Origin of the sequence: Streptomyces thermolilacinus SPC6 (genome assembly GCF_000478605.2) — a bacterium.
Lineage (GTDB): Bacteria > Actinomycetota > Actinomycetes > Streptomycetales > Streptomycetaceae > Streptomyces > Streptomyces thermolilacinus.
The window spans coordinates 4,616,277-4,643,269 of sequence record NZ_ASHX02000001.1 but is presented as its reverse complement, the minus strand read 5'-3'; the positions used below and the strand labels follow the sequence as shown (position 1 = coordinate 4,643,269).

Genomic DNA, 26,993 nt, shown 5'->3' with positions numbered 1-26,993 from the left:
GCCGCTAGAAGCACCACCAGAGCCAGGGCGTGCACTTCTCCGGCGGTTCGGGGGTCGCCGTCGGCGTGGGGGTCGGGGTGGGGTCGCCGGACGCCGTGGGCCGCGTCTCCGGCTCGTCGCCGGGCGGCGGGGGCACAGCCGTGGCCGACGCCGACGGGGAGGCGGGCGGCTTCTGGCCGCCCGGGTTCTTCAGCTCCTCCTTGCCGGACCCGCCGCCGCTCCCCGGCGAGCCCTGGCCGGGGCCCGGACCGGCGCCGGGCCCGGAGCCCGTCGCCTCGCCGCCGGACGCGGGGTCTGACGACCGGGGCGTACCGGAGGAGCCGCCCTCGCCGTCACCGGCGGAGTCGGGGGCGAAGGAGCCGCCCGAGGGGGCGGACGCGGAGGGCGTCACCTCGATCTCGTCGGGGTCCGCCGCCCCGTGCGTGCTCCGCGACGGTTCGGGCAGCGGCGCCGGGAGGGCGAGGTCGTCCTCCCGTACGGAGGTGGCCGGTCCGTCGGGGCGGTCCTCCAGCGCCAGCGACGCCAGGCTCACGGCACCCGCCACCAGGACGAGACCGGTCGTGGCGAGCAGTAAGGCCCGCCCCTGACGGCGACGCGCCCGCCGCCCGTCCGCCGCCCGCGCGGCACGGCGCGACTGGGCACGGCCCGGCGACCGCGCGCTGTCCGGCGCCTGGGCTCGACGGGCCGCCGGGCGCGGCCCCTCCTCGTCGCGGGCCAGCTCGAAGACGTGGTCCGGCGCGGGCGGCGCGGGGTCGTCGTGCCGCAGCTCCTCGGCGGGCCTGCCGCATCCGGCGCAGGCCAGCGCCCCGTTGAGGTGCCGCCGGCACTCGTGGCAGTAATCCATGGCGCCCGCAGAGTATGCGCCGTACGGGCTCCGAGGCCGGGACGCGGTGTGAGGATCTTGTGTGGAACGCGCCGGTCCCGGAGCGCCTGCTGGCGCACCGGCGCCGGGTGTGCGGGAGCCTGGGCGGATGCGTACACGTGTACGTGCGCGTGTGCCCGTTCAGGTGCGCCTGTACGCGTACGTGCGCGCGCTCAGAGCTCGATCCGCAGCTCGTGGATCTCGTCGGCCTTGTGCCCTGCGATCTCGTGGACGCGCTGCACGGCCTCCTTCGACGGCCCCGTGGAGAGGCAGTACACCGTGCCGGACTCGGGGTCGGCCCAGGCCCGCTCGAAGTGCACGCCCTCCTTCTTCTCGTTGTCGAGGTCCGCCTGGTGAGCCGCCCGCAGCTGCTCCCCGGTGATGCCCTCGAACCCGTGGTGAACGTCCATGTACGTGCCCATGGCGCCCGCGCCTCCGTCCGGTTCCCGTCCGTCCCCCTCCCCTCCATGGTGCGCCCGCCCGGCCCTCACGGCGCGCGGGGCCGGGGCCGCCGCTCCGCGCCGCCGGGTCCTGCGGGAACCGTCGGCTGACCCTCCGTCAGGTGCGTACGCCCGACCGGCTCAGCCCAGCGCGCGCGGCGCACGGGGCGGCCGGACGATGCAGACATACACCGCTCTCGGGAGGATCAGCCGTGACCGTCAGTCTTGAGCAGCTCCGCCGCTGCCACGTCGCCGTCGACCTCGGGGCCGCCAGGACCCGCGTCTTCGTGAAGGGGGCCGGGCTCGTCGTGGACGAGCCGAGCGTGGCCGCCGTGAACACCCGTACGGGCGGGCTGATCGCGGTCGGCGCGTTCGCCGAGCGGATGACCGGCCGCACGCCCGGCTACATCCGCGTCGTACGGCCCGTGTCGGGCGGCAGTGTCGTGGACATCGACATGGCGCAGCGGATGCTCCGCAGCCTCCTCGGGGAGCGGCTGCGCCGGCAGCTGCGCCGCAAGCCGCTGCTGCGGGCCGCCGCGTGCACCCCGCACGACTGCGACCCGCTCGCCCAGCGCGCGACCGTCGAGACGCTGGTGGGCCTGGGGGCCCGGCGGGTGGAGCTGGTGGACACGCTGATCGCGGCGGCGGTCGGCTGCGGGCTGCCCGTGGCCGAGCCGACCGCGACGATGATCCTCGTCTGCGGGGCCGCGACGACGCAGGTGGCCGTGTTGTCGATGGGCTCGATCGTGACGGCGGAGCGCATCCCGGTGGGCGGCCACGCCATCGACCACGCGGTCATCCAGTACCTGCGCCACCAGCACCAGCTGATGCTGCCGAGCCAGTCCGTGCGGCCGCTGCACCTGGCGCTGCACGGCAACGGCCTCACCGCCCAGGGGCCGGCCGCCACGGAGATCCACGGACGGGACGTGGCGACGGGCCTGGCGAGGTCGGTCGTCGTGGAGACCGCCGCCGTGCGCCAGGCGATCCACACGCCGCTCACCGCCGTCCTCGACGGCATCGGGCGGGTGCTGCGGGACTGTCCGCCCGACCTGGTGGCGGACCTCGCGGACCGGGGCATCACGATGGTCGGCGGCAGCGCGCGGCTGCCCGGCCTGGACCAGATGCTGCGTGACGCGACCGGGATGCCCGTGCAGATCGCGGACCGGCCGGACGTCTGCGCGGTCCTCGGCCTGGGCGAGATGCTGGAGGGCCGGGTCGAGCCGCTCGCCCTGGACCCGCTGGCGGGCGCACGCTGAGCAGACGACCGCGGGACGAGCCCTGCAACCATTCCGTCCGGGCCGGTGTTCCTTTCACCGATGGAAGAAAGGCCGAGCAGCGGCTGACCGGCATCTCCCGGTGCGGCGCGGTGGCCCTGACTTCTCCGGGGGGCGCGCAGGGGCGGCTCGGCGGGTCCGCCGGGGGTTCCGGGCGGCCCACCGGGTGTTCGGGCGGCACCGCCGGAGGTCCGGGCGGCACCGCCGGGGGCGTTGTCGGTGCGGGCTGCGACCATGGCGGGACAGCCCGTGCAGCGATACGAGGAGGACGACCCGTGAGTTCCCTCTTTCCGGCGCTCACCGCACCCCCGGACGGCGACCGCCCGGCCCTGCGGTTCGGTGCGCGCGCCCTGACCTACGGCGAACTGCGCGCCGCCGCCGGAGCCCTGGTGCCCCGCCTGACCGGCGCCCGGCGGGTCGCGGTGTGGGCGGCGCCCTCCGCCGAGACCGCCGTCGCCGTGGTCGCCGCGCTGCTCGCCGGTGTCCCCGCCGTACCGCTCAATCCGCGCACCGGCGAGCGGGAGCTGGCCCACATCCTCACCGACAGTGCTCCCGCCCTGGTGCTCGCCGCGCCCGGCGACGACCTTCCCGCCCCGCTCGCCGCGCTGCCGCGCGTCGATGTCACGCCCGACGCGCGCGAGGACGGGCCGCTGCCCGCCGAACCGGACGCGGAGGCGCCCGCGCTGATCGTCTACACGTCCGGGACGACCGGCCCGCCGAAGGGCGCGGTCCTGCCCCGCCGGGCCCTCGCGGCGAGCCTCGACGCCCTCGCCGACGCCTGGGCGTGGACCGCCGACGACGTCCTGGTCCACGCCCTGCCGCTGTTCCACGTCCACGGGCTGGTCCTCGGCGTCCTCGGCCCGCTGCGGCGCGGCGGCGGTGTCCGGCACCTGGGCCGGTTCACCCCCGAGGGCGTCGCGCGGGAGCTGGCGGACGGCGGGACCATGCTGTTCGGCGTGCCGACCATGTACCACCGCCTGGCGGAGGCGCTCGGCACGGACGAGGCTCTGGTCAAGGCGCTCGCGGGCGCCCGGCTGCTGGTCTCGGGCTCCGCCGCGCTGCCGCTCCCCGACCACGAGCGGATCACCGCCGCGACGGGACGGCGGGTCGTCGAGCGGTACGGCATGACGGAGACGCTCATGAACACGAGCGTCCGCGCCGACACGCCCCCGCACCGCCCCGGCTCCGTCGGCACGCCGCTGCCCGGCGTCGGCCTGCGGCTGGTGCGGGACGACGGGACGCCGATCACCGCGTACGACGGGGAGACCATCGGCGAGGTGCAGGTGCGCGGACCGAACCTGTTCAGCGGCTACCTGAACCGGCCCGAGGCCACGGCCGCCGCGTTCGACGGGGACTGGTTCAGGACCGGCGACATGGCCGTGCGGGACCCGGAGGGGTCGCTGCGGCTCGTGGGGCGGCGGGCCACGGACCTCATCAAGAGCGGTGGCTTCAAGATAGGCGCGGGTGAGATCGAGAACGTCCTGCTGGCCCACCCGGGCGTGCGGGAGGCCGCCGTGACGGGCGAACCGGACCCGGACCTCGGGGAGCGGGTCGTGGCGTGGATCGTCCCGGCGGACCCGGCCGCTCCCCCGCCGCCCGGCGAGCTCGCCGACCATGTGGCGGGGCAGCTGGCCCCGCACAAGCGGCCGCGTGCGGTGCGGTACCTGGAGGCGCTGCCCCGCAACGACATGGGCAAGGTCATGAAGCGGGCCCTCCATGGCTGAGGCGGCCGCGGCCAGGCTGACCGCCCGCGCGGCGATCGCGCTGGTGACCGACGCGTTCACGGAACACGGCGCGCCGCCCCCGGAGCCTGGCGCGCGGCGCACACCTAACGGGCCCGACGGGCCGCTGGGGTGGGACGGGTACGGGGCGGCGCGCGCCAGGGCTGCGGAGCGGACCGGTGAGAGCGAGTCCGTCGTGTTCGGCGAGGCCGAGGTGGCGGGCGTGCGGTGCGCGCTGCTGGCGTTCGAGTTCGGCTTCCTCGGCGGGTCGCTGGGCGAGCGCACCGGCGACCGGCTGTGCGCGGCGTACCGGCTGGCGCGGGAGCGGGGCATGCCGCTGGTGTCGCTGGTCGCGACGGGCGGCAGCCGCATGCAGGAGGGCATGGTCGCGCTGACGCAGTTGCAGCGGGTGGCCCGCGAGACGGTGCTGCTGCGGGAGGCCGGGCTGCCGCATGTGTCGGTGCTGCGGGACCCGGCGACCGGCGGCGGCTGGGCGACGGTCGGGGCGGGCGCGGACGTCGTACTGGCGCTGCCGCGGGCGCAGATCGGTTTCGCCGGGGCGCGGGTGCGGCCCGTGGAAGCGGATCCGACGGCGTACACGGCGGAGGGCCAGCTCGCGGCGGGGCAGGTGGACGCGGTGGTCCCGCCCGCCGAGCTGCGGGCCGTACTGGGACGGTGGCTGACCGGGCTGACCCGGCCCGCGCCCGGCACGGTGCCCCCGCCGACCGTACCGGGGCGTGGCAGCGAGGCGATCGCGGAGAGCGGCTGGGAGGCGGTGCGCCGGGCGCGTGACGCCGACCGGCCGCGCGCGGAGGCGTACCTGGAGGCGTACTTCGACGTGCTGCTGCCGCTGACCGGCGACCGGTGCGGCGGCACGGACCCCGGCATGCTGTGCGGGGTCGGTCTGCGCGACGGGCACGGCGTCGTGTACGCGGCGCAGTGCGGTACGGCGACGCGGCCCGCCGGGTACCGCACGGCGGCGCGGGCCGTACGGCTCGCGGACCGGCTGGGCCTGCCGGTGCTGACCCTGGTGGACACGCCGGGCGCGGCCAACGACGACGCGGCGGAGCGGGCCGGTGCGGGCGCGGCCATCGCGGAGGTGTTCGCGGCGGTCGCCGGGGCGCGGGTGCCGGTGACGACGCTGGTCGTAGGGGAGGGCGGCTCGGGCGGCGCGCTGGCCCTGGCGGCGCCGGGCAACACCTGGGCGACGCGCGACAGCTACTTCTCGGTGATCGCCCCGGAGCTGGCCGCCGCGATACTCAAGCGCCCGCCGGAGGAGGCGCCCCACACGGCGGAGCAGCTGCGCCTGCGGCCCCAGGACCTGGTGGAACTGGGGGTCGTACGGGGCATCGTCTGAGCCCCGCCGTCTACCGGGTCCCGTCGCCGGGCGCCTCCAGGTCCCGTGCCGCCTCGTCCAGGGCGGTGGCCAGGTCCCGCAGGCGGGTGCGCAAGTCGCGGATCTCGTCCAGGCTCAGCCCGGTCACCTCCGCCATCCGGCGCGGCACGCCCAGCGCCCGTTCCCGCAGGGCCGTGCCGGACCGGGTGGGCCGCACGGTCACGGACCGCTCGTCCTCGGGGCTGCGGCGGCGCTCCACGTACCCGGCCGCCTCCAGCCGCTTCAGCAGCGGCGAGAGCGTGCCGGAGTCGAGGCGCAGATGCTCGCCGATGCGCTTCACGGGCAGCTCGCCGTGCTCCCACAGCACCAGCATCACCAGGTACTGCGGGTAGGTGAGGCCCAGCTCCTTGAGGGCGACGCGGTAGACGCCGTTGAAGGCGCGGGTCGCGGCGTGCAGCGAGAAGCAGATCTGGTGGTCGAGGCGGAGGAAGTCCTCGTCCCTTACGCCTCCGCGCGAGTCCGTGTGGTGCATGCCACCAGGCTACCGCCACCCAATTAAGTTGTGCACAACTGAATTGCTTGCTACAAAAGAGGCAGACGCAAGCCCACCCACCGAGAGGACGGGACTCCCCATGGACGCCCTGTACACCGCCGTCGCCACCGCCAACGGCCGCGAGGGCCGCGCCGTCAGCTCCGACGGCCAGATAGACCTGCCGCTCGGCTTCCCGAAGGCCCTCGGCGGCAACGGCCAGGGCACCAACCCGGAGCAGCTCTTCGCCGCCGGCTACGCCGCGTGCTTCGCCAGCGCCATGGGCGCGATCGGCCGCCAGGAGAAGATCGACGTCAAGGACGCCTCCGTCACGGCCGAGGTGAGCATCGGCAAGGACACCGACGGCGGCTTCGGCCTCGCCGTGGTGATGCGCGTCGAGCTGCCGGACCACCTCCAGGGCGAGGCGGGCCGCGAGCTGCTGGAGAAGACCCACGCGTACTGCCCGTACTCCAAGGCGACGCGCGGCAACATCGACGTGGAGATCGTCGTCGAGTGACCCCTCCGCACCCGCCGCGCCGCAGCGGGGGAAGGGCCCCGGACCTGGGCAGTTCCGGGGGCCTTTCGCGTCGCCGGGCGGGCTCATCCGTCGAGCCCGGGCCACCCTCCGGCCGTCGCGCCCGCCAGTCCGCGCGTGCGGTAGCTGTCGCCCTCCAGCGTGACCACCTCGGCGTGGTGGACGAGCCGGTCCACCGTCGCGGACGCGATCCCGGCGTCGCCGAACACCTCGCCCCAGCGCCCGAACGGCCGGTCGCTGGTGACGACCATCGACGCCCGCTCGTAGCGGTGCGCGACGAGCTGGAAGAAGAGGTTCGCGGACTCCGGGTCGAACGGCACATACCCCAGCTCGTCCACGACCAGCAGCGCGTACGCGTCGAGCGCGGCCAGCTCGTCGGCGAGGCGGCCGGACGCCTTGGCGCGGCGCAGCCGGGCTCCCCACTCGGGGGCGGGGGCGAACAGGACCCGCTTGCCGGCCTCGCAGGCCCGTACGCCGAGGGCGACCGCCAGGTGCGTCTTGCCGGTGCCGGGGCCGCCGAGGAACACGACGTTCTCGCGGCGGGCCACGAAGTCGAGGCGGCCGAGCCGGTCGAGGACCAGAGGGTCGGGGGCGCGCAGATGCGTGGCGTCGAACGCCTCCAGTTCCTTGCGCGCGGGGAACCCGGCCGCCGCGATCCGCGCCTCCGTCCCGGCCACGGCCCGCTCGGATCCGGCCTGCCGGGGCAGGACCAGCGTCGCGGCCGCCTCCCCCGCCGTGCCACCGCTCCCCCAGTCGTCACCATCGCCCCGGCTGCCACCACGGGCCCGCTCGTCGCCACGGCACTGGCTGTCACCGTGGCCCCACTTGTCGCCACGGCCCTGGCTGCCACTGCGGCCCCAGCTGTCACCGCGGCGTGAGCCGTCACCGTCGCCCCAGCCGTCACCGGCCCCTTCGGTGCGGGAACCCGCCGCCGCCCCCGGCTGGGAGGCGGCCGGGCCGCCACCCTTCCCGTGGGCGCCCATGGAGCCGTGCTCGTGGGTGGCCCTGGAGCCGTGCTCGTGGGCGTTCATCGGGCCGGACATGTACGCCAGGATCAGCGCCGAGGCGATGAACGCCATATGGATGACCGTGCCCCACATCAGGTCGTGCTCCGGTGTGTGATGCACGTCCACGAACATCTGGAGCAGGTGCACCGACGAGATGCCGACGATGGCCGTCGCCAGCTTCACCTTCAGGACGTTGGAGTTGACGTGCGACAGCCACTCCGGCTGGTCGCGGTGGCCCTGGAGCCCGATGCGCGACACGAACGTCTCGTAGCCGCCGACGATCACCATGATCAGCAGATTGGCGATCATCACCACGTCCACCAGCTTGAGCACCGCCAGCATGACGTGGGTCTCGTCCACCTGGCCGCTGATGACGTGCTCGACCAGCTTCCACAGCTCGCTGAAGAACTTGTAGACGTACACGCCCTGCGCGGCCACCAGGCCGAAGTACAGCGGGGCCTGGAGCCAGCGGGTGGCGAACAGCGCGTACCCGAGCGTCGTCATCGGCGACGCCCCGGCCGGGGCCGAGGCGGCGGAGGGAGTGACGGGGGCGGCGGGGGCGGCGGCCACGTGGGGCGAGGACGGCGGATCGAGGCGGGACACCGGCATCTCCTGCATCTCGGTGCATCTCCTGCGTCTCGTACGGAGCGAGCGGGCGAGGTGATCGCCATTCTTGTGTGAAACGGTAGAAAATCTGTATTCCCACCACTCGTTGGGATGAATAGACATCCAGTAGGACAGAGCGGCAGGGCCGAAGGTCCCGCCGCGCCGGAATCCCACCAGGTGGCGGTGGAGCGGCCGTTACGCTCGGCGGCGACCCGCCCGACTGCTGGAGGCCCGGACATGACGACCACCACGACCCCTCCCTACCGGCCCGGCCGGATCGTGAGCGGCAGCGGACTGCCCGCGCTGCTCACGGAGAGCCCCGACGCGGTTCCGCTGCTGCCCCACACCCCCGAGCCCGCCTGCTTACTGACCGCTCGGCAGCTGCGCGACGAGCTGCTGCCGCGCTGGCGCGAGGGCGTCGAGCGGCAGGCCAGGGCCCTGGTCCGGCGGGCGCGCGGCGCCCTGGACGGGCCGGGGGCCACCACTCCGTACGAACGGCTGGACGACCCGGCTCACCGGCGCGCCGCGCTGGTCGCGGAGCTGTTCCGCGACGAGGGGACGAGCGCCAACGCCGCGCGTGTGGACGGCCTCGCGCTTCAGCGGCACGTCGCCGGGGCGCTGTCGGCCGCCGAACCGCCGCGCTTCGAGCTGGCCTGGGGGCAGCCCAAGCGGGACGTCGGCGGGCTGAAGACGGCCGGCCGCTGGGCGGACCTCGCGGAGGTGTACGCGGTGGGGCGGCTGGTCGCACTGGTGCTGGCCGCGCGGGAGCTGGCCGAGGACGACCGGTTCGGCATGACGGTGTACTCGGGTGGCAACCGGTTCGCGGCCGCGCTGTTCGCCGAGCCTGAGCTGCTGCTGGAGTACGACCGGCAGCGGTGCCGCATCGCCGACGCGCTGACGGACGCGGGCGCGGTGGACTTCCAGGACTTCGCGGCGGCCAAGCGCGCCGACCCGGCCGAGCAGGAGGCCCACGAGCAGCGGGTGCGCGAGCAGTTGGCGGCGCTGACCGACGCGGACGTGGACGCGCAGATGCCCGTGATGCTGTTCAACGTGGACTGGCCGCGGGTCCTGCCGATGGCCGCCGCGGGCGAGGCGCCGCACGGGGTGGAGATGGCGCCGCACGTCGCGCGCTGGCTCGCCGAGTCGCCGGACGACCGTACGCCGCTGCTGACCCGCGCCGCGGTGACGTGCGCCGTGTCGCCCGCGCTCCGGACGCGCTGGGCGGAGGTGTTCGGCGACCGGCGGGAGGTGCTGGACGACGCGGTCGCGTTCGCCGTGGCGGTGGGGCGCGCGTCGGCCGCCCGGTACACGGCGATCGCCCGCGCCGACCGGGGCGCGCCGGGGGCGCTGACCGGGGGGCCGCACACGGTACGGCTGACCGTGCACGAGAAGCGCGACCGACCCGACGTGCCCGCGCTGCTGACCCTCGGGGCGCGCGGCGGCGGGCTGCTGTCCCAGCACGTGGTGGCCCGGGTACCGGCGGAGGGGCCGGTCGTCTTCGCGTCCGTGGCGGAGACCCTCGTACAGGCCCCGGACGCGGCACCGGTGCTGCTCGAACCGGGCGACGGCGACCCGGTCGTAGCGGCCGACGGCGTGGCCCTCGGAGCGGCAGGCGGCGCGTCGCTCGAACCGGCCGACCGCGCCCCGCGTCTCTTCGACTGGCTCTCCCGGGAGCGGCAGCCGCTGTGCTTCGCCTCCGGGCCCGAGCCGAGCGTCCGCCGGGCGCTCGCCCACATCCTCGACCCGGGACACGGGTGAACGCCATGACCACCAGCCCCACCACCGACGCCATAGGGACATCCGGCACCGGGACCGGCTCCGAAGCCCCCGGCCTCGCGCGTCTCGCCGCTCTCGGCGGGGAGATCCGCGCCCGGTACGCCGCGCTCAAGGGGCGTGGCCTGGCCCTCGACCTGACGCGCGGCAAGCCTTCGCCCGCGCAGCTCGACCTGTCCACGGGCCTGCTGGACCTCGGCGCCGACCGCCTCGGGCCCGCGGGCGCGGGCGCCGACCACCGCAACTACGGGGGCCTGCACGGTCTGCCCGAGCTGCGCGCCATTTTCGCGGAGGCCCTGCGCGTCCCCGTCGGCCAGCTGCTGGCCATCGGCAACTCCAGCCTGGCCCTCATGCACGACACACTGATCCACGCCCTGCTGTTCGGCGTGCCCGGTTCGGTGCGGCCGTGGGGCGGGGAGCGGACGGCCGTGCTGTGTCCGGTGCCCGGCTACGACCGGCACTTCGCGCTCTGCGAGAAGTTCGGCATCGAGATGATCCCGGTGCCGATGGGTGACGACGGGCCCGACATGGACGAGGTGGAGCGGCTCGCCGCCGAGGACCCCGGCGTCCGGGGCATCTGGTGCGTCCCCACGTACAGCAACCCGACGGGCGCCGTGTACGGCGAGGAGACCGCGCGCCGGCTGGCCGCCATGCCGACCGCCGCACCCGACTTCCGCGTCCTGTGGGACGACGCGTACGCGGTGCACCACCTCACCGACGAACCGGCGGCGGCGCCGGACATCCTGGCCCTGTGCGCCGAGCACGGCCACCCTGACCGGGCGTTCGTCTACGGCTCCACCTCGAAGATCACCTTCGCGGGCGCGGGTGTCGCCTTCTTCGGCTCGTCGCCCGCCAACGTGGAGTGGCTGACCGGGCACCTGGCCCGCCGGACCATCGGCCCGGACAAGCTCAACCAGCTGCGGCACGCCCTGTTCCTGCGGGACGCCGAAGGGCTGCGGGCGCACATGGCGGAGCACCGGGCGCTGCTGCGGCCCCGCTTCGACCTGGTGGAGCGGGTGCTGCGGGAGCGGCTCGGCGGCCTGGGCGTGGCCACCTGGTCACGGCCCGCGGGCGGGTACTTCGTCAGCCTCGACGTTCCGGACGGCTGCGCGCGGCGGACGGTGCGGCTGGCGGCGGAGGCGGGCATCCGGCTCACCCCGGCGGGCGCCACGTTCCCGTACGGGAAGGACCCCCGGGACCGGAACATCCGGATCGCCCCCACCTATCCGACGCTCGACGAGCTGGGGACGGCGATGGAGGGCCTGGCTGTGTGCGTCCTCCTCGCGGCCCTTGAGCGGTCCGGGCAGCCGGAGGGGCCGGAGGGGCCGGAGGGGCCGGAAGGCGCGACCGGGTGAACTGACGGTCCGCGTCTCCGTGTGCGTGTACGGGAGTCGCCCGGAGCCCCGTCGGCCGAGCGCGTGCAGGCGCTTGCCCGCCGGGGCCCGGGACGCGCCCAACGGCCCGTCGGCCAAGGTCCATAGCGGCGGGCCGGTCGGTACCGGCGGCGCGGGTCGGTACGGGCGCCGGGTCGGTACCGGCGGCGCGGGTGCCTGCGGCACGACGCGGTCGGTACGGACGGGCCCCGCGCCCGGATGCCCCTCGCGTTCCCCGGGGCCGCCGCTCCTTGCGCGAAGTGGCGGCCCCGGCCTGTCGGAGCTGGCTACGCTCCGGTCGGCTGCGGGGTGTTCTTGTCCAGGCGGCCGAAGTCGGAGTCGCAGGGCCAGCTGCAGAACCCGGCGCGCTCGACCTCCTCGTAGAAGGGGACGCCGTCGTCACCGCGGTGGGCGGCGCGGTCGTGGTGGAGGTGGACGAGCGGATCGTTGTGGCGGTCCATGGGGCCGTACCGTTCGGCCCGCCACACGAAGTCCTGGTCCTCGCCGCCCCAGCCGCAGAACCGCTCGTCCATGCCGCCGATGCGGGTGAACAGGTCTTCGCGCAGCCAGACACAGCCGCCGGGAGGCCTGCGCAGGTGGACGCCGCGCAGCCGGTCCTGGCCGGGGTCGGGGGCGGCCTCCAGACAACGGGTGCGGACGGCGTCGGCGCTGGAGGCGGGGTCGAGGAACAGCATGTCCTCGAACGGCCAGTGGGCCTGGGTGCCGGGCCTCTGGAACCGTTCGACCGCACGGGCGATGAAGCCGCGGTCGACGAGAATGTCACCGTCCAGCACACAGACCAGTTCGGTGGGGCGGGCGCCGTGCACCACGCCGACGTTCACGGTCCACGACTTGTTGAACCGGCCGGGGTCGGGCGCGAACACGTAGGCGTCGCAGGCGTCGGCGAACACCTCCCGCCAGCGAGGCCGCTCGTCGCTCTCCACCACGACGACGCGGTAGCGCTCGCGGGGGTGGGACTGGTCCGTGAGCGCGTTGAGGACGGCCGCCAGATTGCGGACCCGGCCGGTGGCGTCGTCGGCGGCGCGGAACGGGATGACGACGGCGGCGTCCACGGGATGGGTGCCGCCGTGCGGCTTGTGGGCGAGGACCGCCAGCAGGTCCGCCGTGCCGGGCGCCTCGGTGGCCGGCCCCGCCGTCGGCCGGTCGGGCGCGCCGGGCTGGACGAGCAGCCGGGACAGCGATTCGGTACGAGCGGCGGCGGAGCGCAGCGCGTCGACGGCCCCGCTCTCACCTCCGGGGCGGCACAGGAGCGCGGTGAGCGCGGCGGACAGGCCCAGGGCGGCGGCACTGTCGGCGGGGTTGTCGGCGACTCGCGCGACGGCGGTCCGGACCTGGTCGTCGTCGAGGGCGGTGAGCGCCTCCACGGCGGCGTGGTGGGCGTCGGCCGACCAGTCCCAGTAGTCGGGGGCGACCGCGCGGGACACCGGGTCATGGACCAGGACCAGGCTGCTGGTCGCCGCGGCGGCCAGCGCGGCGGGCTCGGAGGGGCGGGCGGCGGACATGGTGTCGGTCTCCCCAGCGGTGTCGGGCGGGTGTGCTGATGCCGGGCGGGTGTCGTCGTGGGCGGGTGGGGGTGGTGCCGGGCGGGGGTGCCGGACCGCCGGACAGGTGTGCCGGACCGGGCCCTGGTGGGAGGGCCTGGCGGCGCCGCTGTGCGGGCCTGGCGAGGCGCGGGCGCGGCGGAATCAGCTCCCGTCGGCGTTCCTGGCCCAGCGCAGCGTGGTGAGGTCGGGCAGCACCAGGTCCGCCTGGGCGAGGTCGGCCGCGGGGTGGGTGGTCGTGAGGGCGACACAGCGCAGACCGGCGGCCGCGGCGGCCCGGACGCCCGCCGGGGCGTCCTCGAAGGCGAGACCGTCGGCTGGGTGGACGCCGAGGGCCTGGCAGGCGGCCAGGTAGCCCTGCGGGTCGGGCTTGCCCGCGCTGACGTCCTCCGCGGTGACGATCACCTGGAACAGATCCGCGCCGCCGACGTGATCGAGCAGCTCGGTGGCGTGGGCCCGCAGGCCGGAGGTGACGACGGCGAGCGGCACGCCGCGGCCGTGCAGGTCCGCGAGGAGCTCGGCCGCGCCGGGGACGGCGAACGGGGGCGGGCTGTCCGGCCCCATCAGGTAACCGCAGGCCTCTTCGAACAGTTCGTCGACGGTGTGACCGGGGAAGCGGTGGACGTGGTCGGCGAGGGCTTCCTGGCCACGCCGCCCGACGAAGGTCGCCAGCAGCGCGTCGTCGCACGGCAGGCCGTGGGTGGTGAACAGGCGGGTCCACGCGGCGCGGCTGCGGTGCTCGGTGGCCACCAGGGTGCCGTCGAGGTCGAACAGCGCGGCCTTGGCCTGAAGGTGGTGGAACTCGGGCTCGGTCATGGGGGGTCGTCCTTCGCGGTTGGTCCGTCGTTCGTCGTCGTGCGTCGTCGTTCGCTGTCGTCGCTGGCCGGCGGGGCGGCGGCCGGGTCAGTCAGCGGTGGGCGTGGTGTCGACCGGGCGCTCCTTCCTGTTGAACACCGCGGCGGCCGAGTCGGTTGCAGCGGCCGCGTCCGCCGGGTCCGCGGGGTCGGGCGCGGTGGCCACGGCGCGGAGCGCGGCCAGGGCGCAGAGGGCGGTGACGAGGGCGAGCCCGGCGCAGATGTAGGACCAGGCGGCGGGCGGTCCGGCCCAGGCACTGCGGCCCAGCCAGGCGTAGGCGGCGCCGAACAGAGCGACGCCGGTGACGCCGACGACGGTGGACAGGGTGTTCACGGTGCCGCTGAGCGTCGCGGCGTACCGCGGCGGGACGGCGGTGGTGAGCACGTTGAGCAGGGAGGTGTGGGTGAGGCCGAGGCCGAAGCCGCCGACGCACAGGACGGCGGTGAGCGGCCAGATGCCGGTGTCCGCTCCGGCGGGGACGACGGGGGCCAGTCCGTACGCGGCGGTGAGCAGGACACAGCCGACGAAGGGCAGGAGGCGGGCCACGGCCTGCGGTACACGGCCGATGACCGGGCCCGCGAGGCCGAAGGCGAGGACCCAGCCGAGCGGGACGAGGCCGGCCTGCCAGGCCGGGAGCTTCAGCACCCCCTGGAGGTGGAGGGAGAGCAGGTACAGCATGGCGATGTAGGTCAGCGTGGTGCCCGCGTAGGACGCCAGGGCCCAGCGGACGGGGGGCGCGCCGAGCGGGCGCAGGTCGAGGGCCGGTTTGCCACCGCGGGCGATGACCCGCCGTTCGGTGCGGACGAGCTGGGCGGCGAGTGGTACGGCGGCGAGCAGGAGAAGCCAGATCCAGTCGGGGCGCGTCAGGCTGAGCGGGATGAGGACGGCGAGGGTGGCGGCGGCGAGCAGCACGGTGCCGCGGATGTCGTTGCCTCCGCGACTCGTGCCCGCGCCCGTAGGCGTGCCCGCGCCCGTACCCGCGCGCGTTCCGGTCTCGGTGCCGGTGGGCCGGTCGTGCGGGAGCATGGCCACGCCGAGCAGCAGGACGAGGGCGCCGATCGGTACGTTGAGCAGGAAGACCGCGCGCCAGCCGGTGCCGAGGATGTCGGCGGAGACGATGGTGCCGCCGAGGACCTGGCCGAGCGCGGCGCCACCGGAGAGGGTCACCGCGTTCCACCCGAGGGCGCGGGCACGGTCGGGGCCGGTGAACCAGCGGTGGATGCCGACCAGGACCTGCGTGATCATCAGGGATGCGGCGGCGCCCTGGAGGCAGCGGCTGACGATCAGGACGGGGGAACTGTTGGCGAGTCCGCAGGCGAGGGACGCGAGCGTGAACAGGGCCAGGCCCCACAGATAGACCCGGCGCACCCCGTGATGCTCGCCGAGCCGGGCGGCGGGAGCGATGAACACGGCCGAGCAGAGCGCGTACGCGGTGACCATGAGGGTCAGCTCGGAGCTGCTCACGTCGAGGTCGGCGCTGACGGCTGGTGCGGCGAGGTTGACGATCGCCAGGTCGATGTTGGAGAGCGCCTGCCCGATCAGCAGGACCAGCAGGGCGATGCCGCTGGCTCCCGTTCGTCCGCCGATGGTGGCTTGCACAGTGTCTCCCGTCTTCGCTCCCCCGCCGAGGAGGTCCTTTCCTGCTGGAACACCGACCGGACCGGTTGGGTTGCACCCGGTCCGGTCGGATGCCCCGGCTCAGGCCCTGGTGGCGTCCAGATCGAGGTCCTGGTAGGTGGCCGACCAGGGCAGGCGGGCCTCCAGAGCGGCGGCTGCGCGGATGACGAGGGCGTCGCCGCGGCGGCGCGCGGCGACCTGAAGGCCGACGGGCACGCCGTTGCCCGCGCGGCCGACCGGCACCGAGGCGGCGGGGCTGCCGATCAGGTTGAACGGGCTGGTGAGGGACCAGCCGACGAACGGGTCGACGCTCTGGCCCTCGACGGTGTCGGGGCCGACGGTGTCGCGCCCGCCGGAGTTGGGAACGCCGGCGACGGCGTTGACCGGGCTGACCACGAGGTCGTAGCGGTCGAAGAGCCCCTCGAAGGCGTACAGCACGCGGGTGCGGTCGAGGTCCTGGAGCCGGAAGTCGACGGCGCTGAGCGATTCGCCGACCCGGACCGAGTCCAGGTATCCCTGGTCGATGGAGTCGGCGTGGGCGCCGAGCAGGTCGATCCCGTTGTCCCGGGAGATCGCGGCGGATTCGGCGTGGGCGACGGACAGGTAGCGGCGCCACATCGCGGTCAGCTCGGCATGCGGCAGGGGCAGCCTGAAGTCCGCCTCCTCGACGGTGGCGCCCGCCTCGCGCAGCGCGGGCAGGGCGGCCCGTACGACCGCCTCGACCTCGGGCTCGACGGGGTAGCCGCCGAGGTCGGGGCTGTAGGCGATGGTGAGGCCGGTGAGGTCGCCGTGGAGCGCGTCGGTGAGCTTCTCGGGGGCGGGGAAGGAGTACGGGTCGTACGGATGGGCGCCGGACATCAGATCGACGCCCAGGGCGGCGTCGGCGACGGTACGGGCGAGCGGGGCGTAGCAGACCATCGGGTTGTACCGGCGAAAGGCGTTGGGCTTGGCCGGGACGGGGACACGGCCGAAGCTCGGCATCAGGGTGAAGACGCCGCAGAACGCCGCGGGCACCCGTAAGGAGCCGCCCGCGTCGGAGCCCTGGGCGAGCGGCACCATGCCGGAGGCGACGGCGGCGGCGCTGCCGCCGGAGGAGCCACCGGCGTTCATGGCGCGGTTGAAGGGTGTGGAGGCGGGGCCGGACAAGGCGCTGTCGGTGGTGGCCTTGAAGCCGAACTCCGGGGTGTTGGTCTTGCCGACGACGATCGCGCCGGCCTGTTCGAGCCGCTCGACGCACAGGATGGTCTCCTGCGGGACGTCCTCGGCGAAGACGAGCGAGCCGCGGGCCATGCGGACGCCGGCCACCGGGTCGAGGTCCTTCACACCGATCGGGACGCCGTGCAGCGGGCCGAGCCCGGCACCCTCGACGACGGCCCGCTCGGCGGCGGCGGCCTGCTCGAGGGCGCGCTCGCCGCAGACGGTCACGAAGGCGTTGACGGCCGGATTGATCTTCTCGATCCGGTCCAGTGCCGCCTGGACCGCCTCGACCGGGGAGATCGCCCGCCCGCGGATCGCCTCGGCGAGCCGGGTGGCGCTCAGTTCGGAGGTTTCGGAGGTATCGCTCATCTCACGCCTCGCACTGGTTCGTCGGATGTTCCTCGTCGAATCGTGTCGTACGTAAGGAGAAACACCGGGCACCGCGATCGGGTTGCACCGCGGGTCGCGGGCGGGCGCGTCCAGGTTCGTCCACGAAGCCGGACGGGCCGCTTTCCGGCACCGATGCTGGGGAGGGCCTCAAGTCCCCGACCCAGGAGTGCGGACATGCCGACCGACCGTGACGAGTTCCGCGACCAGCTCGAGCGCACCCTGCACGAGAAGCTGACGCTGAACCACCCGATGTTCGACATCCTCTTCGACGCGGACAAGCCGGACCTGCACACGCTCCAGAAGGTGGCGTTGCAGGGCTACCAGCTGACGAAGCACTTCCTCGACTACATCGAGACGCTCTTCTACTTCTGCCCGAAGGAGGGCAAGCACAAGCGGCGCCTGCTGTTCAACCTCTACGAGGAGGAGACCGGCCGCATCTCCAAGACGAAGAACCACGTGGAGCTGATGCAGGACTTCATCCGCGCCATCGGCGTGGACGACGCCACCCGCGACGCCGAGACGGCCCTGCCGAACACCCAGGAGCTGATCGACTACCGGATGAAGGCGTGCAAGAACCCGGAGACGTACCACATCGGCGCCGCCGCGGTGATGATCGCCAGCGAGGGCCAGAACCTGGAGACCCGCGGCGCCGAGGCCCGCGACAGCATCTTCAAGCGGGTGTACGGCCTGAAGGACGAGGACCTGCTGTTCTTCTCGGTGCACCAGGCGGAGGACGTCCACCACGTCCGGCACGGCCTGGACCTGGTCGCCGACATCTGCGTCACCGACCGGATGCAGGAGGAGGCGCTGTACGCGGTGTCCCACACCTGCGACCTGTTCTACGACATGTACGAGGGCATCTACCAGGAGTACAAGGCCGGCCGGCTCTGACCGCGGACGACGGAGGAGCACCAGTGACCGTGAATGAGCCGTCCCGGCCGTACGCACCCGCCACGCGCGCGGTGCGGACGGGGCAGTACCAGGACCTGTCGGACCTCCACAGCGAGGGACTCGCCCTGACCGCGAGCTACGTGTTCGCCGACGCGGAGGACGCCGCCGAGAAGTTCGCCGGGCGCCGGCCCGGGAACGTCTACGTCCGGTTCAGCAACCCGACGACGGCCGCCTTCGAGGAGCGGATCGCCGCCCTGGAGGGCGCCGAGGGGGCCGTCGCGCTCGGCTCGGGGATGGCGGCGTACACGGCCGTGGCGCTCGGCCTCCTCGCGGCCGGTGACCATGTGGTGCTGGGGGACGGGATGTTCGGCACGACGCCCCGGTTCTTCCGCGCGTACATGGAGAAGTTCGGGGTGTCCGTGAGCGTCGCGGACGTCCGGGACCTCGGCCAGTGGCGGGACGCGGTCCGCGACGAGACGGTGATGTTCGTCCTGGAGACCCCCACCAACCCGATGATGCACGTCGCAGATCTGCGCGCGCTGTCCGCCCTCGCCAAGGAACGGGACGTGCTGCTGGTCGTGGACAACACCCTGTGCACCCCGGTCCTCCAGAACCCGCTGGCGCTCGGCGCCGACCTGGTCGTCCACTCCGCGGCCAAGTACATCGACGGCCAGGGGCGGTGCGGCGGCGGTGTGGTCGCCGGGCGGGCGGACCTCCTCAAGGCGGTGTCGGAGGTGCTGCGGACCGCCGGGCCCAGCCCGAGCGCCTTCAACTCCTGGGTGTTCCTGAAGTCGCTGGAGACGCTGCCTGTCCGGATGCGGGAGCACTCGCGCAACGCCACGCTGCTCGCCGAGTGGCTGGTGGAGCACCCGGCGGTGGAGGAGGTGTACTACACCGGTCTCGCCGAGCACCCGCAGCGGGAACTGGCGGACTCCCAGCAGTCCGGGCACGGCGGGCTGCTCGGCTTCACCGTGCGCGGCGGCCAGGAGGACGCGTGGGCCGTGATCGACTCCCTGTCGCTCGTCTCGGTCACCACCAACATCGGCGACACCAAGTCGATGATCACGCATCCGGCGTCCACCACCCACGGGCGGATGTCGCCGTCCGAGCGGGAGCGCGCCGGGATCGCCCCCAACCTGCTGAGGCTGTCGGTCGGCCTGGAGGACGTGGAGGACCTGAAGTACGACCTGGACCGGGCCCTGCGCGCGGCGGGCAGCCAGGCCACGCGCACGGCCGTGGACCAGGCCCCGCGCGAGGCCGGGAGCCAGGCCGTGCGCGCGATGGGGGGCCGGTTCCGATGAGGCCGCTGCGGATCGGGATCGCCGACCTCTTCTCCCCCGCCCCGGACAGCTGGGCCCGGTACATGTTCGCGTCCGCCGTGGAGGGCGCGGCGGCCCGGCTCGGCCTCGCCGTGGAGGTCACGGCGTACGGCGCCGACCTGAGCCGCCCGGCGGCGGAGTGCGGCATCGCCTGGGACGAGCTGCCGGGGCTGGACGGGCTGATCGTGACCGGCGGGGAGCCGCGCCACCGCGACGTCGCGGCGGAAACGGCCCTGGCGGTGGTGGACCGCGTCCTCACCGCGACGGCGGACCGGGTCGTCTCGACGGTGTACTCCTGCCAGTCGGCGCACGCCGCGCTGCACCTGCTGCACGGGCTGGAGCGCAGCCGCCTGCCGAACAAGCTGCACGGCGTGTTCGGCCACCGCGTGCGCGCCGACGGGCCCCTCACCGCCGGTCTGCCGGAACGGGTCCTCGTACCGCACTCCCGGTGGAACACGATGCCGGCCGAGCGGCTGCGGCGGGCGGGGGTCACCGTCGCCCTGGAGACCGGCGGCGGCGACTGGTCCCTGGCGACCGGCGACGACGGGCTGCGGCACGTCTTCAGCCAGGGGCACCCCGAGTACCTGCGGGAGACCCTGCTCAGCGAATACCGGCGGGACCTGCGCCGGTACGCCTCCGGGGAGACCCCGCACGTACCGGACCTGCCGCGGGGCTGTCTGACGGCGGACGCGCGGGAGGCGCTCCTCACGTTCGCCGAGAAGCTCCGCGAGCAGCGCGACCCGGGGCTGCTGGCGAGCTTCCCCGACCGGGCCGCCGCCGACGGCGTGGACGACGGCTGGCTGGCGGACTCGCGGGCCTTCTTCACCAACTGGCTCACCGCCCTGGACGATTCGACGGAACGGAGGCTTGAGCACCGTGCTGACCTGGTACTGGCCCGACGACGTGCGGGCCGTTGAGAAGGACCTCGCCCGGATGCTGGCGGCGAGCGCCGAGGACGACGGCATCCTCGGCTACGCCGAGACCCCGTCGGACGCGCAGCTGGACGGGTTCGTCACCGGCGTGGAGCAACTCGTCGCGGGCGGCGGCGGGCATCTGCTGATCGGCGAGGACGCGGAGGGGGTGGCCGCCATGTGCGTGATGAAGACCAACTCCATGCCGAACTGCCGCCACCTCGCCGAGGTGATGAAGGCGTACCTCGACCCGAGGGTGCGCGGCACGTCGGCCGTGTACCAGCTGGTCGAGCGGGTCTGCGCCAAGGCCGCCGGGCTGGGGGTCGAGACGCTCACCATCGACGTGCGGGAGGACTCAAAGGCGCACCGCGTGTGGTCGCGGTTCGGGTTCACCTCGTACGGCATCCTCGACGACTACGCGCGCGTGGACGGCGTGTCGTACCGCGGCCACTACATGCGGCACGGGGTGCGGGAGCTGGCGGCGGCCGTGGTCGAACGGACGCGCGAGCGGAGCGGCGAGCCGCCCGCGGGGTGATCGTCCATCAGGTGAACGTCCCCTGGCCGCAGCAGCCGGACGCCCGTCTACTGAACGCGTACACGCACTGACCCACCGGAGCCCGGGACGCGCCGGTCATGACACAGGCAGGGAGAGACATGCCGCCCTACGAGGAAGAGACGAACACGCGCACCCCCGAAGCGCCCGGACCGCCGGGCTCGGGTTCCGGCGCCGTCGGCGACGCGGCGCCCGGGGGCGCGAAGGCGTCCCGGCACGGGCGGACCCTGCTGCTCGTGGCCGTCTCGCTGGGCTTCGTCATCGCGCTGCTGTCCTCGTCGATCAAGAACACGCTCACCGCGTTCTACGTCTCCATGACGGAGGACTTCGACGTGTCGCGCGGCACGTTCGCCATCGCGCCGTCCGCGTTCATGCTGACGTACGCCATCGCGTCGCCCGTGATGGGGTTCGTCGCCGACCGGTTCGGGGCGCGCAAGTCCCTCGCCGGAGGGCTGGTGCTGGGCGGTCTGCTGTTCCTGGTGGGCGGCTACACCGAGTCGTTCGGGGTGTTCACGCTGGTGTACGGGGTGGGACTCGCCGTCTCGTACACGGCGATCTCCTACGTGCCGCTGGGCGTCCTGGTGGACGAGCTGTTCCCGCCGCACCGGCGCGGTGTCACGTACGCCATCCTCATGAACGGCACGGCGGTCGGCTTCGTGGCGCTGCTGCCGCTGTGGATCCACCTGGACGAGGGGACCGTCTGGCGGTCGGTGTTCCAGTGGCTTGGCGTGATCCTGCTCGTCGTCACCGTGGTGGCGCTGGTGGTGCTGCCGAAGGAGCCGGGCGCGGGAGCCGGGGCGGCGCAGGACGGCGGTGCGGCGCCGGAGCGGAAGTCAAGCGCGGGCATGCTGTCGGAGGTGCTGGGCTCGCGGGTGTTCTGGGCGGTCAGCCTGGCGTTCTTCGGCTGCGGGGTCACCATGGCGTTCGTGGACGTCCACCTGGTGGCGCACCTGGACCACATCGGGCTCGGCGGCTCGGTGGCCGGTACGACGGTGGCGCTGCTGGGCGCCGCGGAGATCGTGGGCGCGCTGGTCGCCGGGTACTACTGCGACCGGGGCCACGGGCTGAAGGTGCTGGCGGGCAGCTATCTGGTGCGCTCGCTGTCGCTGGTGGTGCTGATGGCGGCGCCGAACGCGCTGGCCGCGAACATCTTCGGCCTGCTGTTCGGCATCACGTACCTGGGCACGGTGGTCGCCAGCTCCATGTACCTGATCAACTCGCTGGACGCGCGGGCGAAGGGCCTGGCGCTGGGCCTGATGTGGTTCGTCCACCAGATCGGCGCGTTCGTCGCCAGTGAGGGCGGCGGCATCAGCTACGACACGCTCCAGTCGTACGACCCGGTGGTGGTCGGGTCGGCGGTGATCGCCCTCGTGTCCACCGTGATCGTCGCGGTGTGGCTGCCGAAGGCGCTGCGGGCCGCCGGGACCGAGGGCAAGACCGGCGGCGGGGCGGACAGCGGTACGGCTCCGGAGACGGCCGCCGGGCGCTGACCCGTCAGATGCCGTGCCCGTGCCCGCCCGACGGCTCCCGGGCGGGCCGGTCGTCCCGCCCGACGCCGGTCTCCACCCCGCCGGGTCCGATGCCGGGCGCGATCCTCCCGGCGAGCACACCGGCGTAGTACGCCCAGAAGAACAGCAGCACGAGCAGCGCGACGAAACCGAGCAGCTGCCGCGGCGGCGCCCATCGGGAACCCGCCATCTCTCCCCCTCGCAATACGCGGCCGGGCCGTTCCCGGTACCGCGATGGTAGGCGCGCCGGGAGCGCCAACGGAACAGCCCCGGCCTATTCACCATCCCCCGGCGCCGTTTCGACCACGACAGGCGCAAAAGGCGGCCGTGGAGGATCGGGGCCGCGCGGGCCGTATACGAAACGCCGCGCGAGGAACCGTGTACAAATCGCACGAGCACCCGCATGAGCACCATGCACAATCCCCGCGCAAAAGCTTCGGAAAATTCACCCGGCACGCGGGAACCGGAACCCTCCCTCAACCGACAGGGCGACCACTGCCGGTCTCCGAACCGCCTCGACTCCCTTCCCACCATGCGGGATCACCGTTGACGGCGTCGGCAGACCGTGCGGTACGGTGACGCGGACCAGCGCATCACCGCCGGCCTTGGAACTTCGGGGGAGGGAGCGGGCCGCGTGTCGCATACGTCGGAACTCGACGGAATTCACACGCTGGACGAGTTCGTCCTTCAGCTGCGCGCGCTGAAGATGAGAGCGGGCAATCCGTCCATCACCGAGATAACGCGCCGAGTTCACCGGGACTGGCGCCGCGCGGGCCGCCCGAGAAGCGAACTGCCCGCCCGTTCGACCGTGGGGAACTGTTTTCAGACGGGTCGTCGGCGGCCCAATTCCGATCTTCTGCTGGCAGTCGTACGGGCCCTCGCGGGCGACGACCGCGCCCTGGTCGCCGCCTGGAGCCGCGCCCTCCACCACACGCTGGGCGAGGCGGCGTCCGGCCCGGGCGTCCGGGTCACCGACCGGATTCCGCCGCCGCCCGACGGGCCGCTCGTCCGCGACGCCGTCCTGGACGAGGCGCTCCGCCTCGCGGACCTCTCCGGCAACGGCCGCACCGTCGTCCTGGAGGGACCGGCGGGCGCCGGGAAGACGACCCTGGCGCACGCGCTGGCCCGCGGTCTCGCCGCCCGCGGGACGGGCGGCCCGGTCCTCGTCGTCGACCTGCACGGCACGCACCCGCAGGCCGCCCCGGCGAACCCGTTCACCGTGCTCGGACACCTGTTGAGGGCCCTGGGCGCGCCCCCGGCCCGCGTCCCGTCCTCCACGGACGGCCGCTCCGTCCTGCTGCGCCGCCTCCTGGCGGGTTCGGGCGCCCTGCTGCTGCTCGACGACGCGTACGACGCCGCGCAGGTGCGGCCGCTGCTGCCGGGCCCCCGGGCCGGCCACACGGTGGTCACGACGCGGCGCTTCCCGGCCGGCCCGGACGTCGGCGGCCGCGTGCGGGTGCCGCCGTGCGGCCCCGCCGACTCGCTGCGCGTCCTGCGGGGCGTGGCGGGCGCCGCCCGGATCGACACGGACCCGCTCGCGGCGCGGCTCATCGCGGAGGCTGTCGGCCATCTGCCGCAGGGCCTGGCGCTGGTGGGCCGCCACATCGCCGACCACCCGGACTGGCCGCTCGCCGACTACCACGAGGACGTCGTGGCCTCGCTGGTGCTGCGCGGCGGCATGGGCCGGTCCTTCGCGGCGTCCGAGCGCCGGGTGTCCCGCGAGGCGCGCCGCCTGCTGCGGCTGCTGACCCTGCTGCCCGCCGCGCACGCCGACACGGACGCCGCCGCGCGTCTGTCCGGCACGCGACCGGAGGAGACGCGGGCGCTGCTGGCGGAGCTGGTCGCGTCGGGCCTGGTGGAGGACGTGGGGCCGGGGCTGTACGGGCTGGGGCGCCTCGTCCACGCGTACGCACGGACACGGCTGCGCCTCGACGAGCCGGTCAGCCGTGTCCAGGAGGCCCTGTCCCGCCTGCACCGGCAGCCGGTGCGGAGCGCGGAGACGGTGGGGAACTGACGGGCATCCGGCAACGGCGGCGGTGTGCCGGGGATCACCGGCCCGGAAAGCCGGGGCCCGGGGCGGAGGTGCGGCATGAGGGTGACGCGGGCGTGTCGCGGCGCGGGGCGTCGACGGGAGCTCCACACACTGGGAGGAAACGCCGGGGCCACCTCTCCCGGCTCGTACAGCGGCCCACCGGACCGGCGAGAACCGCCGGCCGGACACGCCTGCCGGGAACCGCAGTGGTGGGGCGGGTGGGACTCGAACCCACGGCCGACGGATTATGAGTCCGCTGCTCTAACCGGCTGAGCTACCGCCCCGTGCGGCGCGTCGCGCACATTTGTGCGCGCCGTCTGCCGCAGCATAGCCGCTCATACGATCTCCTGCTCCGGATGGTCGGCAACGCACGCCCTGGAGGACGGCTGCCGGGTCCCGGCGGTTCCGGATCACGGGAAGAACCTCCGGAAACCACTGCCGGGAACGCGGAAGAGGGCCCCGTCGGGGCCCTCTTCCGTCTCGCTCCCCCGGCTGGACTCGAACCAGCAACCCTCCGGTTAACAGCCGAATGCTCTGCCAATTGAGCTACAGGGGATCGCGCTCCCCCGACTGGACTCGAACCAGTAACCTGCCGGTTAACAGCCGGCTGCTCTGCCAATTGAGCTACAGGGGATTGCTGCGTTGCACCGAACGTACCCACCTGGGGTCTCCCGGGCGGCGCTCGCTCGCTGCGACACATACATTAGCGCAAGCTGGGGGGTGCTCCGCCAATCGGTATCGCCCCGGGCCGGGTGTGACCTCCGCCCGTGCGGGCAGGCGGCCGGCACCGACGCCTACGGAGAAGGGTGACAGCCATGCGGTACAAGCTCACGTTCGTCGTTGGAGTGGCCGTCGGATACGTCCTCGGGACGCGGGCCGGGCGGGAGCGGTACGAACAGTTGCGGACGTCGGCACGGCAGCTTTCGGCCAATCCCGCGGTGCGCAACGCGGCCGAGACGGCCGCGCAGACCGGGCGGCAGGTGGCCGGGCGGGCGTACCACGTGGTGAGCGACAAGGTCGGGGACCGGATGCCGGAGTCGGTGACCGAGCGGGTGCGCTCGCTGCGGGGCCGCGGCCAGGGCGCCGAGGACGACTGGGGCACGACCAACACCTGACGCCGTCGCCCGGCGGGCGGGCCGGTGCCCGGCGGGGCCCCGGCCCGCGCCCGGTCGGCCCGGTGACGCCCGCCGACACCGGGCGGAGTACGGCAGAATCTCCTTCATGGGGATAGTCGCCGGGTTGGACAGTTCGTCGGGTTTCACGCGCATCGTCGTCTGCGACACGGACACGGGCGCCGTTCTGCGCCAGGGGTACGCCGCCCACCCCGTCGAGCCGAAGGCCGCGGAGGTCGATCCGCAGGCGTGGCTCCTGTCGCTCGGCGAGGCCGCCACGGGCGGGCTGCTGGAGGGCGTGCAGGCCATCGGCGTGTGCGCGCAGGGCAACGGCCTCGTCCCGCTCGACCAGCAGGGCGGCACCGTGCGGCCCGCGCTGGTCGGCAACGACAAGCGGGCGCAGGTCGCCGCGGCCGACCTGGTGGAGGCGCTGGGCGGCCGACAGGCGTGGGCGGACGCCGTGGGGTGCGTCCCGCAGGCGGCGCAGCCCGTCGCGAAGCTGCGCTGGCTGGCCCGTACGGAACCGGACGCCGCGCGACGGGTGGCCGCCGTGCTCCAGCCGCAGGACTGGCTCGTGTGGCAGCTGCTGGGCCGCCCCGCGCGGCGCACCACGGACCGGGGCGGCGCGTCCGGCACGGGCTACTGGTCGGCGGCCACAGGCCAGTACCGGCCGGACCTGGTGGAGCTGGCGCTCGGCCACCGGGTGGCGCTGCCGGAGGTGCTGGGCCCGTCGGAGGCCGCCGGGGTGACCCCGGAGGGGCTGCTGATCTCGGCGGGCACCGGCGAGACGATGGCCGCCGCGCTGGGGCTGGGCCTCGGCGTCGGCGACGCGGTCGTGTCGCTGGGGGCGTCCGGGTCGGTGATGGCGGTGCACCACGAGGCGCTCGCCGACCCGCAGGGCATGATCACGTCGTTCGCGGACGCCGCGGGCACGCATCTGCCGGTGGTGTACACGTCGAACGCGGTACGGGCGCTGCGCGGGACGGCGGAGATGCTGGGCGTGGAGAGCCTGGAGGAGCTGTCGGCGCTGGCGCTGAAGTCCACGCCGGGCGCCTCGGGTCTGGTGCTGCTGCCGTACCTGGAGGGCGAGCGGACGCCGCCGCTTCCGCACACGGCGGGCACGCTCAGCGGGCTGCGGCGCGAGTCGATGAAGCCGGAGCACCTGGCGCGGGCGGCGTTCGAGGGCATGCTGTGCGCGCTCGCCGACGCGATGGACGTGCTGCGGCGGCGCGGTGTGGCGGTGCGCCGGGTGTTCCTGCTGGGCGCGGCGGCGGAGCTGCCGGCGGTGCAGGCGGCGGCGCCCGCGATCTTCGGCGCGCAGGTCGTCGTACCGCAGCCCGCGGACTACACGGCACTGGGCGCGGCGCGGCAGGCGGCGTGGGCGCTGGGCGTGGCGCACGGGACGCTGAGCCCGCAGGCGCCGCCGGCGTGGAACGGCGCGGCCGCCCAGGTGTTCGAGCCGGGTGAGGAGCTGGCGGTGGGTCAGGCGGTGCGCCAGCAGTACGGGGCGACGCGGGACCAGCTGCACCCGGGGGCGTTCGGCTCGTAGCGAAGGGCCCTGGCGGACGGCCGCGGCGGAGGGGCATGGCC

The 26,993-nt window shown here is 74.4% G+C and carries 23 protein-coding genes and 3 tRNA genes; 14 read left to right on the top strand and 12 right to left on the bottom strand.

Annotated features, from left to right (window positions below; translation table 11 throughout):
* Window positions 1–4 precede the first annotated feature (4 nt).
* On the bottom strand, window positions 5–844 hold the full coding sequence (locus J116_RS20055; RefSeq protein ID WP_023588857.1) for an SCO2400 family protein: 840 nt from the start codon (window positions 842–844) through the stop codon (window positions 5–7).
* A 191-nt stretch (window positions 845–1,035) separates the two neighbouring features.
* Entirely contained in the window at window positions 1,036–1,284 is a 249-nt protein-coding gene (locus J116_RS20050; protein ID WP_023588856.1) for an SCO4226 family nickel-binding protein, read from the bottom strand.
* Window positions 1,285–1,514: 230 nt separating this feature from the next.
* Here J116_RS20050 and J116_RS20045 point away from each other — a divergent pair, with 230 nt between their 5' ends.
* The 3 genes from J116_RS20045 to J116_RS20035 all read left to right on the top strand — a co-directional run bounded on the left by J116_RS20045 (window position 1,515) and on the right by J116_RS20035 (window position 5,654).
* Window positions 1,515–2,558 carry a rod shape-determining protein gene (locus J116_RS20045; RefSeq protein ID WP_023588855.1) on the top strand — a complete coding sequence of 348 codons (1,044 nt, stop codon included), beginning with the start codon at window positions 1,515–1,517 and terminating at the stop codon, window positions 2,556–2,558.
* 293 nt (window positions 2,559–2,851) lie between these two features.
* A complete protein-coding gene (locus J116_RS20040; RefSeq protein ID WP_023588854.1) occupies window positions 2,852–4,300 on the top strand; it encodes an acyl-CoA synthetase in 1,449 nt (482 codons plus the stop codon).
* Complete coding sequence (locus J116_RS20035) at window positions 4,293–5,654, top strand: carboxyl transferase domain-containing protein (protein ID WP_023588853.1); 1,362 nt, start codon at window positions 4,293–4,295, stop codon at window positions 5,652–5,654. The genes J116_RS20040 and J116_RS20035 overlap by 8 nt, the downstream gene beginning before the upstream one ends.
* A gap of 10 nt (window positions 5,655–5,664) precedes the next feature.
* Here J116_RS20035 and J116_RS20030 read toward each other — a convergent pair whose 3' ends face one another.
* Window positions 5,665–6,165 (bottom strand): MarR family winged helix-turn-helix transcriptional regulator, encoded by a 501-nt coding sequence (locus J116_RS20030; RefSeq protein WP_023588852.1) that lies wholly within the window; start codon window positions 6,163–6,165, stop codon window positions 5,665–5,667.
* Window positions 6,166–6,265: 100 nt separating this feature from the next.
* Here J116_RS20030 and J116_RS20025 point away from each other — a divergent pair, with 100 nt between their 5' ends.
* Window positions 6,266–6,679, top strand: coding sequence for an organic hydroperoxide resistance protein (locus J116_RS20025; RefSeq protein ID WP_023588851.1), 414 nt, complete (start codon window positions 6,266–6,268; stop codon window positions 6,677–6,679).
* 83 nt (window positions 6,680–6,762) lie between these two features.
* Here the strand turns inward: J116_RS20025 and istB are convergent, their stop codons facing one another.
* Complete coding sequence (gene istB / locus J116_RS31385; RefSeq protein WP_317135528.1) at window positions 6,763–8,322, bottom strand: IS21-like element helper ATPase IstB; 1,560 nt, start codon at window positions 8,320–8,322, stop codon at window positions 6,763–6,765.
* A gap of 225 nt (window positions 8,323–8,547) precedes the next feature.
* Here istB and J116_RS20015 point away from each other — a divergent pair, with 225 nt between their 5' ends.
* On the top strand, window positions 8,548–10,068 hold the full coding sequence (locus J116_RS20015) for a hypothetical protein (RefSeq protein WP_023588850.1): 1,521 nt from the start codon (window positions 8,548–8,550) through the stop codon (window positions 10,066–10,068).
* Window positions 10,069–10,073: 5 nt separating this feature from the next.
* Window positions 10,074–11,438 (top strand): aminotransferase class I/II-fold pyridoxal phosphate-dependent enzyme, encoded by a 1,365-nt coding sequence (locus tag J116_RS20010; protein WP_079147923.1) that lies wholly within the window; start codon window positions 10,074–10,076, stop codon window positions 11,436–11,438.
* A 305-nt stretch (window positions 11,439–11,743) separates the two neighbouring features.
* Here the strand turns inward: J116_RS20010 and J116_RS20005 are convergent, their stop codons facing one another.
* The 4 genes from J116_RS20005 to J116_RS19990 all read right to left on the bottom strand — a co-directional run bounded on the left by J116_RS20005 (window position 11,744) and on the right by J116_RS19990 (window position 17,056).
* Window positions 11,744–12,979 (bottom strand): glycosyltransferase family 2 protein, encoded by a 1,236-nt coding sequence (locus J116_RS20005; RefSeq protein ID WP_037946823.1) that lies wholly within the window; start codon window positions 12,977–12,979, stop codon window positions 11,744–11,746.
* A 183-nt stretch (window positions 12,980–13,162) separates the two neighbouring features.
* Entirely contained in the window at window positions 13,163–13,834 is a 672-nt protein-coding gene (locus J116_RS20000) for an HAD family hydrolase (RefSeq protein WP_023588848.1), read from the bottom strand.
* Between the two features lie 87 nt (window positions 13,835–13,921).
* Complete coding sequence (locus J116_RS19995) at window positions 13,922–15,472, bottom strand: MFS transporter (protein ID WP_023588847.1); 1,551 nt, start codon at window positions 15,470–15,472, stop codon at window positions 13,922–13,924.
* A gap of 99 nt (window positions 15,473–15,571) precedes the next feature.
* Window positions 15,572–17,056 carry an amidase gene (locus tag J116_RS19990; RefSeq protein ID WP_023588846.1) on the bottom strand — a complete coding sequence of 495 codons (1,485 nt, stop codon included), beginning with the start codon at window positions 17,054–17,056 and terminating at the stop codon, window positions 15,572–15,574.
* A 195-nt stretch (window positions 17,057–17,251) separates the two neighbouring features.
* Between J116_RS19990 and J116_RS19985 the strand changes: the two genes are divergently transcribed.
* The 5 genes from J116_RS19985 to J116_RS19965 all read left to right on the top strand — a co-directional run bounded on the left by J116_RS19985 (window position 17,252) and on the right by J116_RS19965 (window position 22,241).
* Window positions 17,252–17,968, top strand: coding sequence for a TenA family transcriptional regulator (locus J116_RS19985; protein ID WP_028964294.1), 717 nt, complete (start codon window positions 17,252–17,254; stop codon window positions 17,966–17,968).
* Window positions 17,969–17,991: 23 nt separating this feature from the next.
* A complete protein-coding gene (locus J116_RS19980; protein ID WP_023588844.1) occupies window positions 17,992–19,269 on the top strand; it encodes an O-succinylhomoserine sulfhydrylase in 1,278 nt (425 codons plus the stop codon).
* A complete protein-coding gene (locus tag J116_RS19975) occupies window positions 19,266–20,204 on the top strand; it encodes a homoserine O-acetyltransferase/O-succinyltransferase family protein (protein ID WP_023588843.1) in 939 nt (312 codons plus the stop codon). Before J116_RS19980 ends, J116_RS19975 begins: the two co-directional genes overlap by 4 nt.
* On the top strand, window positions 20,164–20,733 hold the full coding sequence (locus J116_RS19970) for a GNAT family N-acetyltransferase (RefSeq protein ID WP_023588842.1): 570 nt from the start codon (window positions 20,164–20,166) through the stop codon (window positions 20,731–20,733). The genes J116_RS19975 and J116_RS19970 overlap by 41 nt, the downstream gene beginning before the upstream one ends.
* A 119-nt stretch (window positions 20,734–20,852) precedes the next feature.
* Entirely contained in the window at window positions 20,853–22,241 is a 1,389-nt protein-coding gene (locus J116_RS19965) for an MFS transporter (protein WP_023588841.1), read from the top strand.
* A 4-nt stretch (window positions 22,242–22,245) separates the two neighbouring features.
* Here J116_RS19965 and J116_RS19960 read toward each other — a convergent pair whose 3' ends face one another.
* Complete coding sequence (locus tag J116_RS19960; protein ID WP_037946821.1) at window positions 22,246–22,449, bottom strand: hypothetical protein; 204 nt, start codon at window positions 22,447–22,449, stop codon at window positions 22,246–22,248.
* A 444-nt stretch (window positions 22,450–22,893) separates the two neighbouring features.
* Between J116_RS19960 and J116_RS19955 the strand changes: the two genes are divergently transcribed.
* Window positions 22,894–24,273 (top strand): NACHT domain-containing protein, encoded by a 1,380-nt coding sequence (locus tag J116_RS19955; protein WP_107487084.1) that lies wholly within the window; start codon window positions 22,894–22,896, stop codon window positions 24,271–24,273.
* 225 nt (window positions 24,274–24,498) lie between these two features.
* Here the strand turns inward: J116_RS19955 and J116_RS19950 are convergent.
* The 3 genes from J116_RS19950 to J116_RS19940 form a co-directional block, all read right to left on the bottom strand.
* A tRNA-Ile gene (locus J116_RS19950) sits at window positions 24,499–24,575 on the bottom strand.
* A 199-nt stretch (window positions 24,576–24,774) separates the two neighbouring features.
* A tRNA-Asn gene (locus J116_RS19945) sits at window positions 24,775–24,847 on the bottom strand.
* Window positions 24,848–24,852: 5 nt separating this feature from the next.
* Window positions 24,853–24,925: transfer RNA gene (locus J116_RS19940), tRNA-Asn, on the bottom strand.
* Window positions 24,926–25,106: 181 nt separating this feature from the next.
* Here J116_RS19940 and J116_RS19935 point away from each other — a divergent pair.
* Window positions 25,107–25,406: a hypothetical protein gene (locus J116_RS19935; RefSeq protein WP_023588838.1), complete on the top strand. Its 300-nt coding sequence runs from the start codon at window positions 25,107–25,109 to the stop codon at window positions 25,404–25,406.
* A gap of 106 nt (window positions 25,407–25,512) precedes the next feature.
* Window positions 25,513–26,952 (top strand): xylulokinase, encoded by a 1,440-nt coding sequence (locus J116_RS19930; protein WP_028964293.1) that lies wholly within the window; start codon window positions 25,513–25,515, stop codon window positions 26,950–26,952.
* The last annotated feature ends 41 nt before the right edge of the window (window positions 26,953–26,993 follow it).

Coding starts and splice junctions, on each gene's coding strand:
- J116_RS20030 (WP_023588852.1), bottom strand. CDS start 6,165: ATGCACCACACGGACTCGCGCGGAGGCGTAAGGGACGAGGACTTCCTC.
- istB (WP_317135528.1), bottom strand. CDS start 8,322: ATGCAGGAGATGCCGGTGTCCCGCCTCGATCCGCCGTCCTCGCCCCAC.
- J116_RS20010 (WP_079147923.1), top strand. CDS start 10,074: ATGACCACCAGCCCCACCACCGACGCCATAGGGACATCCGGCACCGGG.
- J116_RS20055 (WP_023588857.1), bottom strand. CDS start 844: ATGGATTACTGCCACGAGTGCCGGCGGCACCTCAACGGGGCGCTGGCC.
- J116_RS20005 (WP_037946823.1), bottom strand. CDS start 12,979: ATGTCCGCCGCCCGCCCCTCCGAGCCCGCCGCGCTGGCCGCCGCGGCG.
- J116_RS19975 (WP_023588843.1), top strand. CDS start 19,266: ATGAGGCCGCTGCGGATCGGGATCGCCGACCTCTTCTCCCCCGCCCCG.
- J116_RS20000 (WP_023588848.1), bottom strand. CDS start 13,834: ATGACCGAGCCCGAGTTCCACCACCTTCAGGCCAAGGCCGCGCTGTTC.
- J116_RS19935 (WP_023588838.1), top strand. CDS start 25,107: ATGCGGTACAAGCTCACGTTCGTCGTTGGAGTGGCCGTCGGATACGTC.
- J116_RS20015 (WP_023588850.1), top strand. CDS start 8,548: ATGACGACCACCACGACCCCTCCCTACCGGCCCGGCCGGATCGTGAGC.
- J116_RS20025 (WP_023588851.1), top strand. CDS start 6,266: ATGGACGCCCTGTACACCGCCGTCGCCACCGCCAACGGCCGCGAGGGC.
- J116_RS20050 (WP_023588856.1), bottom strand. CDS start 1,284: ATGGGCACGTACATGGACGTTCACCACGGGTTCGAGGGCATCACCGGG.
- J116_RS19965 (WP_023588841.1), top strand. CDS start 20,853: ATGCCGCCCTACGAGGAAGAGACGAACACGCGCACCCCCGAAGCGCCC.
- J116_RS19960 (WP_037946821.1), bottom strand. CDS start 22,449: ATGGCGGGTTCCCGATGGGCGCCGCCGCGGCAGCTGCTCGGTTTCGTC.
- J116_RS20035 (WP_023588853.1), top strand. CDS start 4,293: ATGGCTGAGGCGGCCGCGGCCAGGCTGACCGCCCGCGCGGCGATCGCG.
- J116_RS19990 (WP_023588846.1), bottom strand. CDS start 17,056: ATGAGCGATACCTCCGAAACCTCCGAACTGAGCGCCACCCGGCTCGCC.
- J116_RS19985 (WP_028964294.1), top strand. CDS start 17,252: ATGCCGACCGACCGTGACGAGTTCCGCGACCAGCTCGAGCGCACCCTG.
- J116_RS19930 (WP_028964293.1), top strand. CDS start 25,513: ATGGGGATAGTCGCCGGGTTGGACAGTTCGTCGGGTTTCACGCGCATC.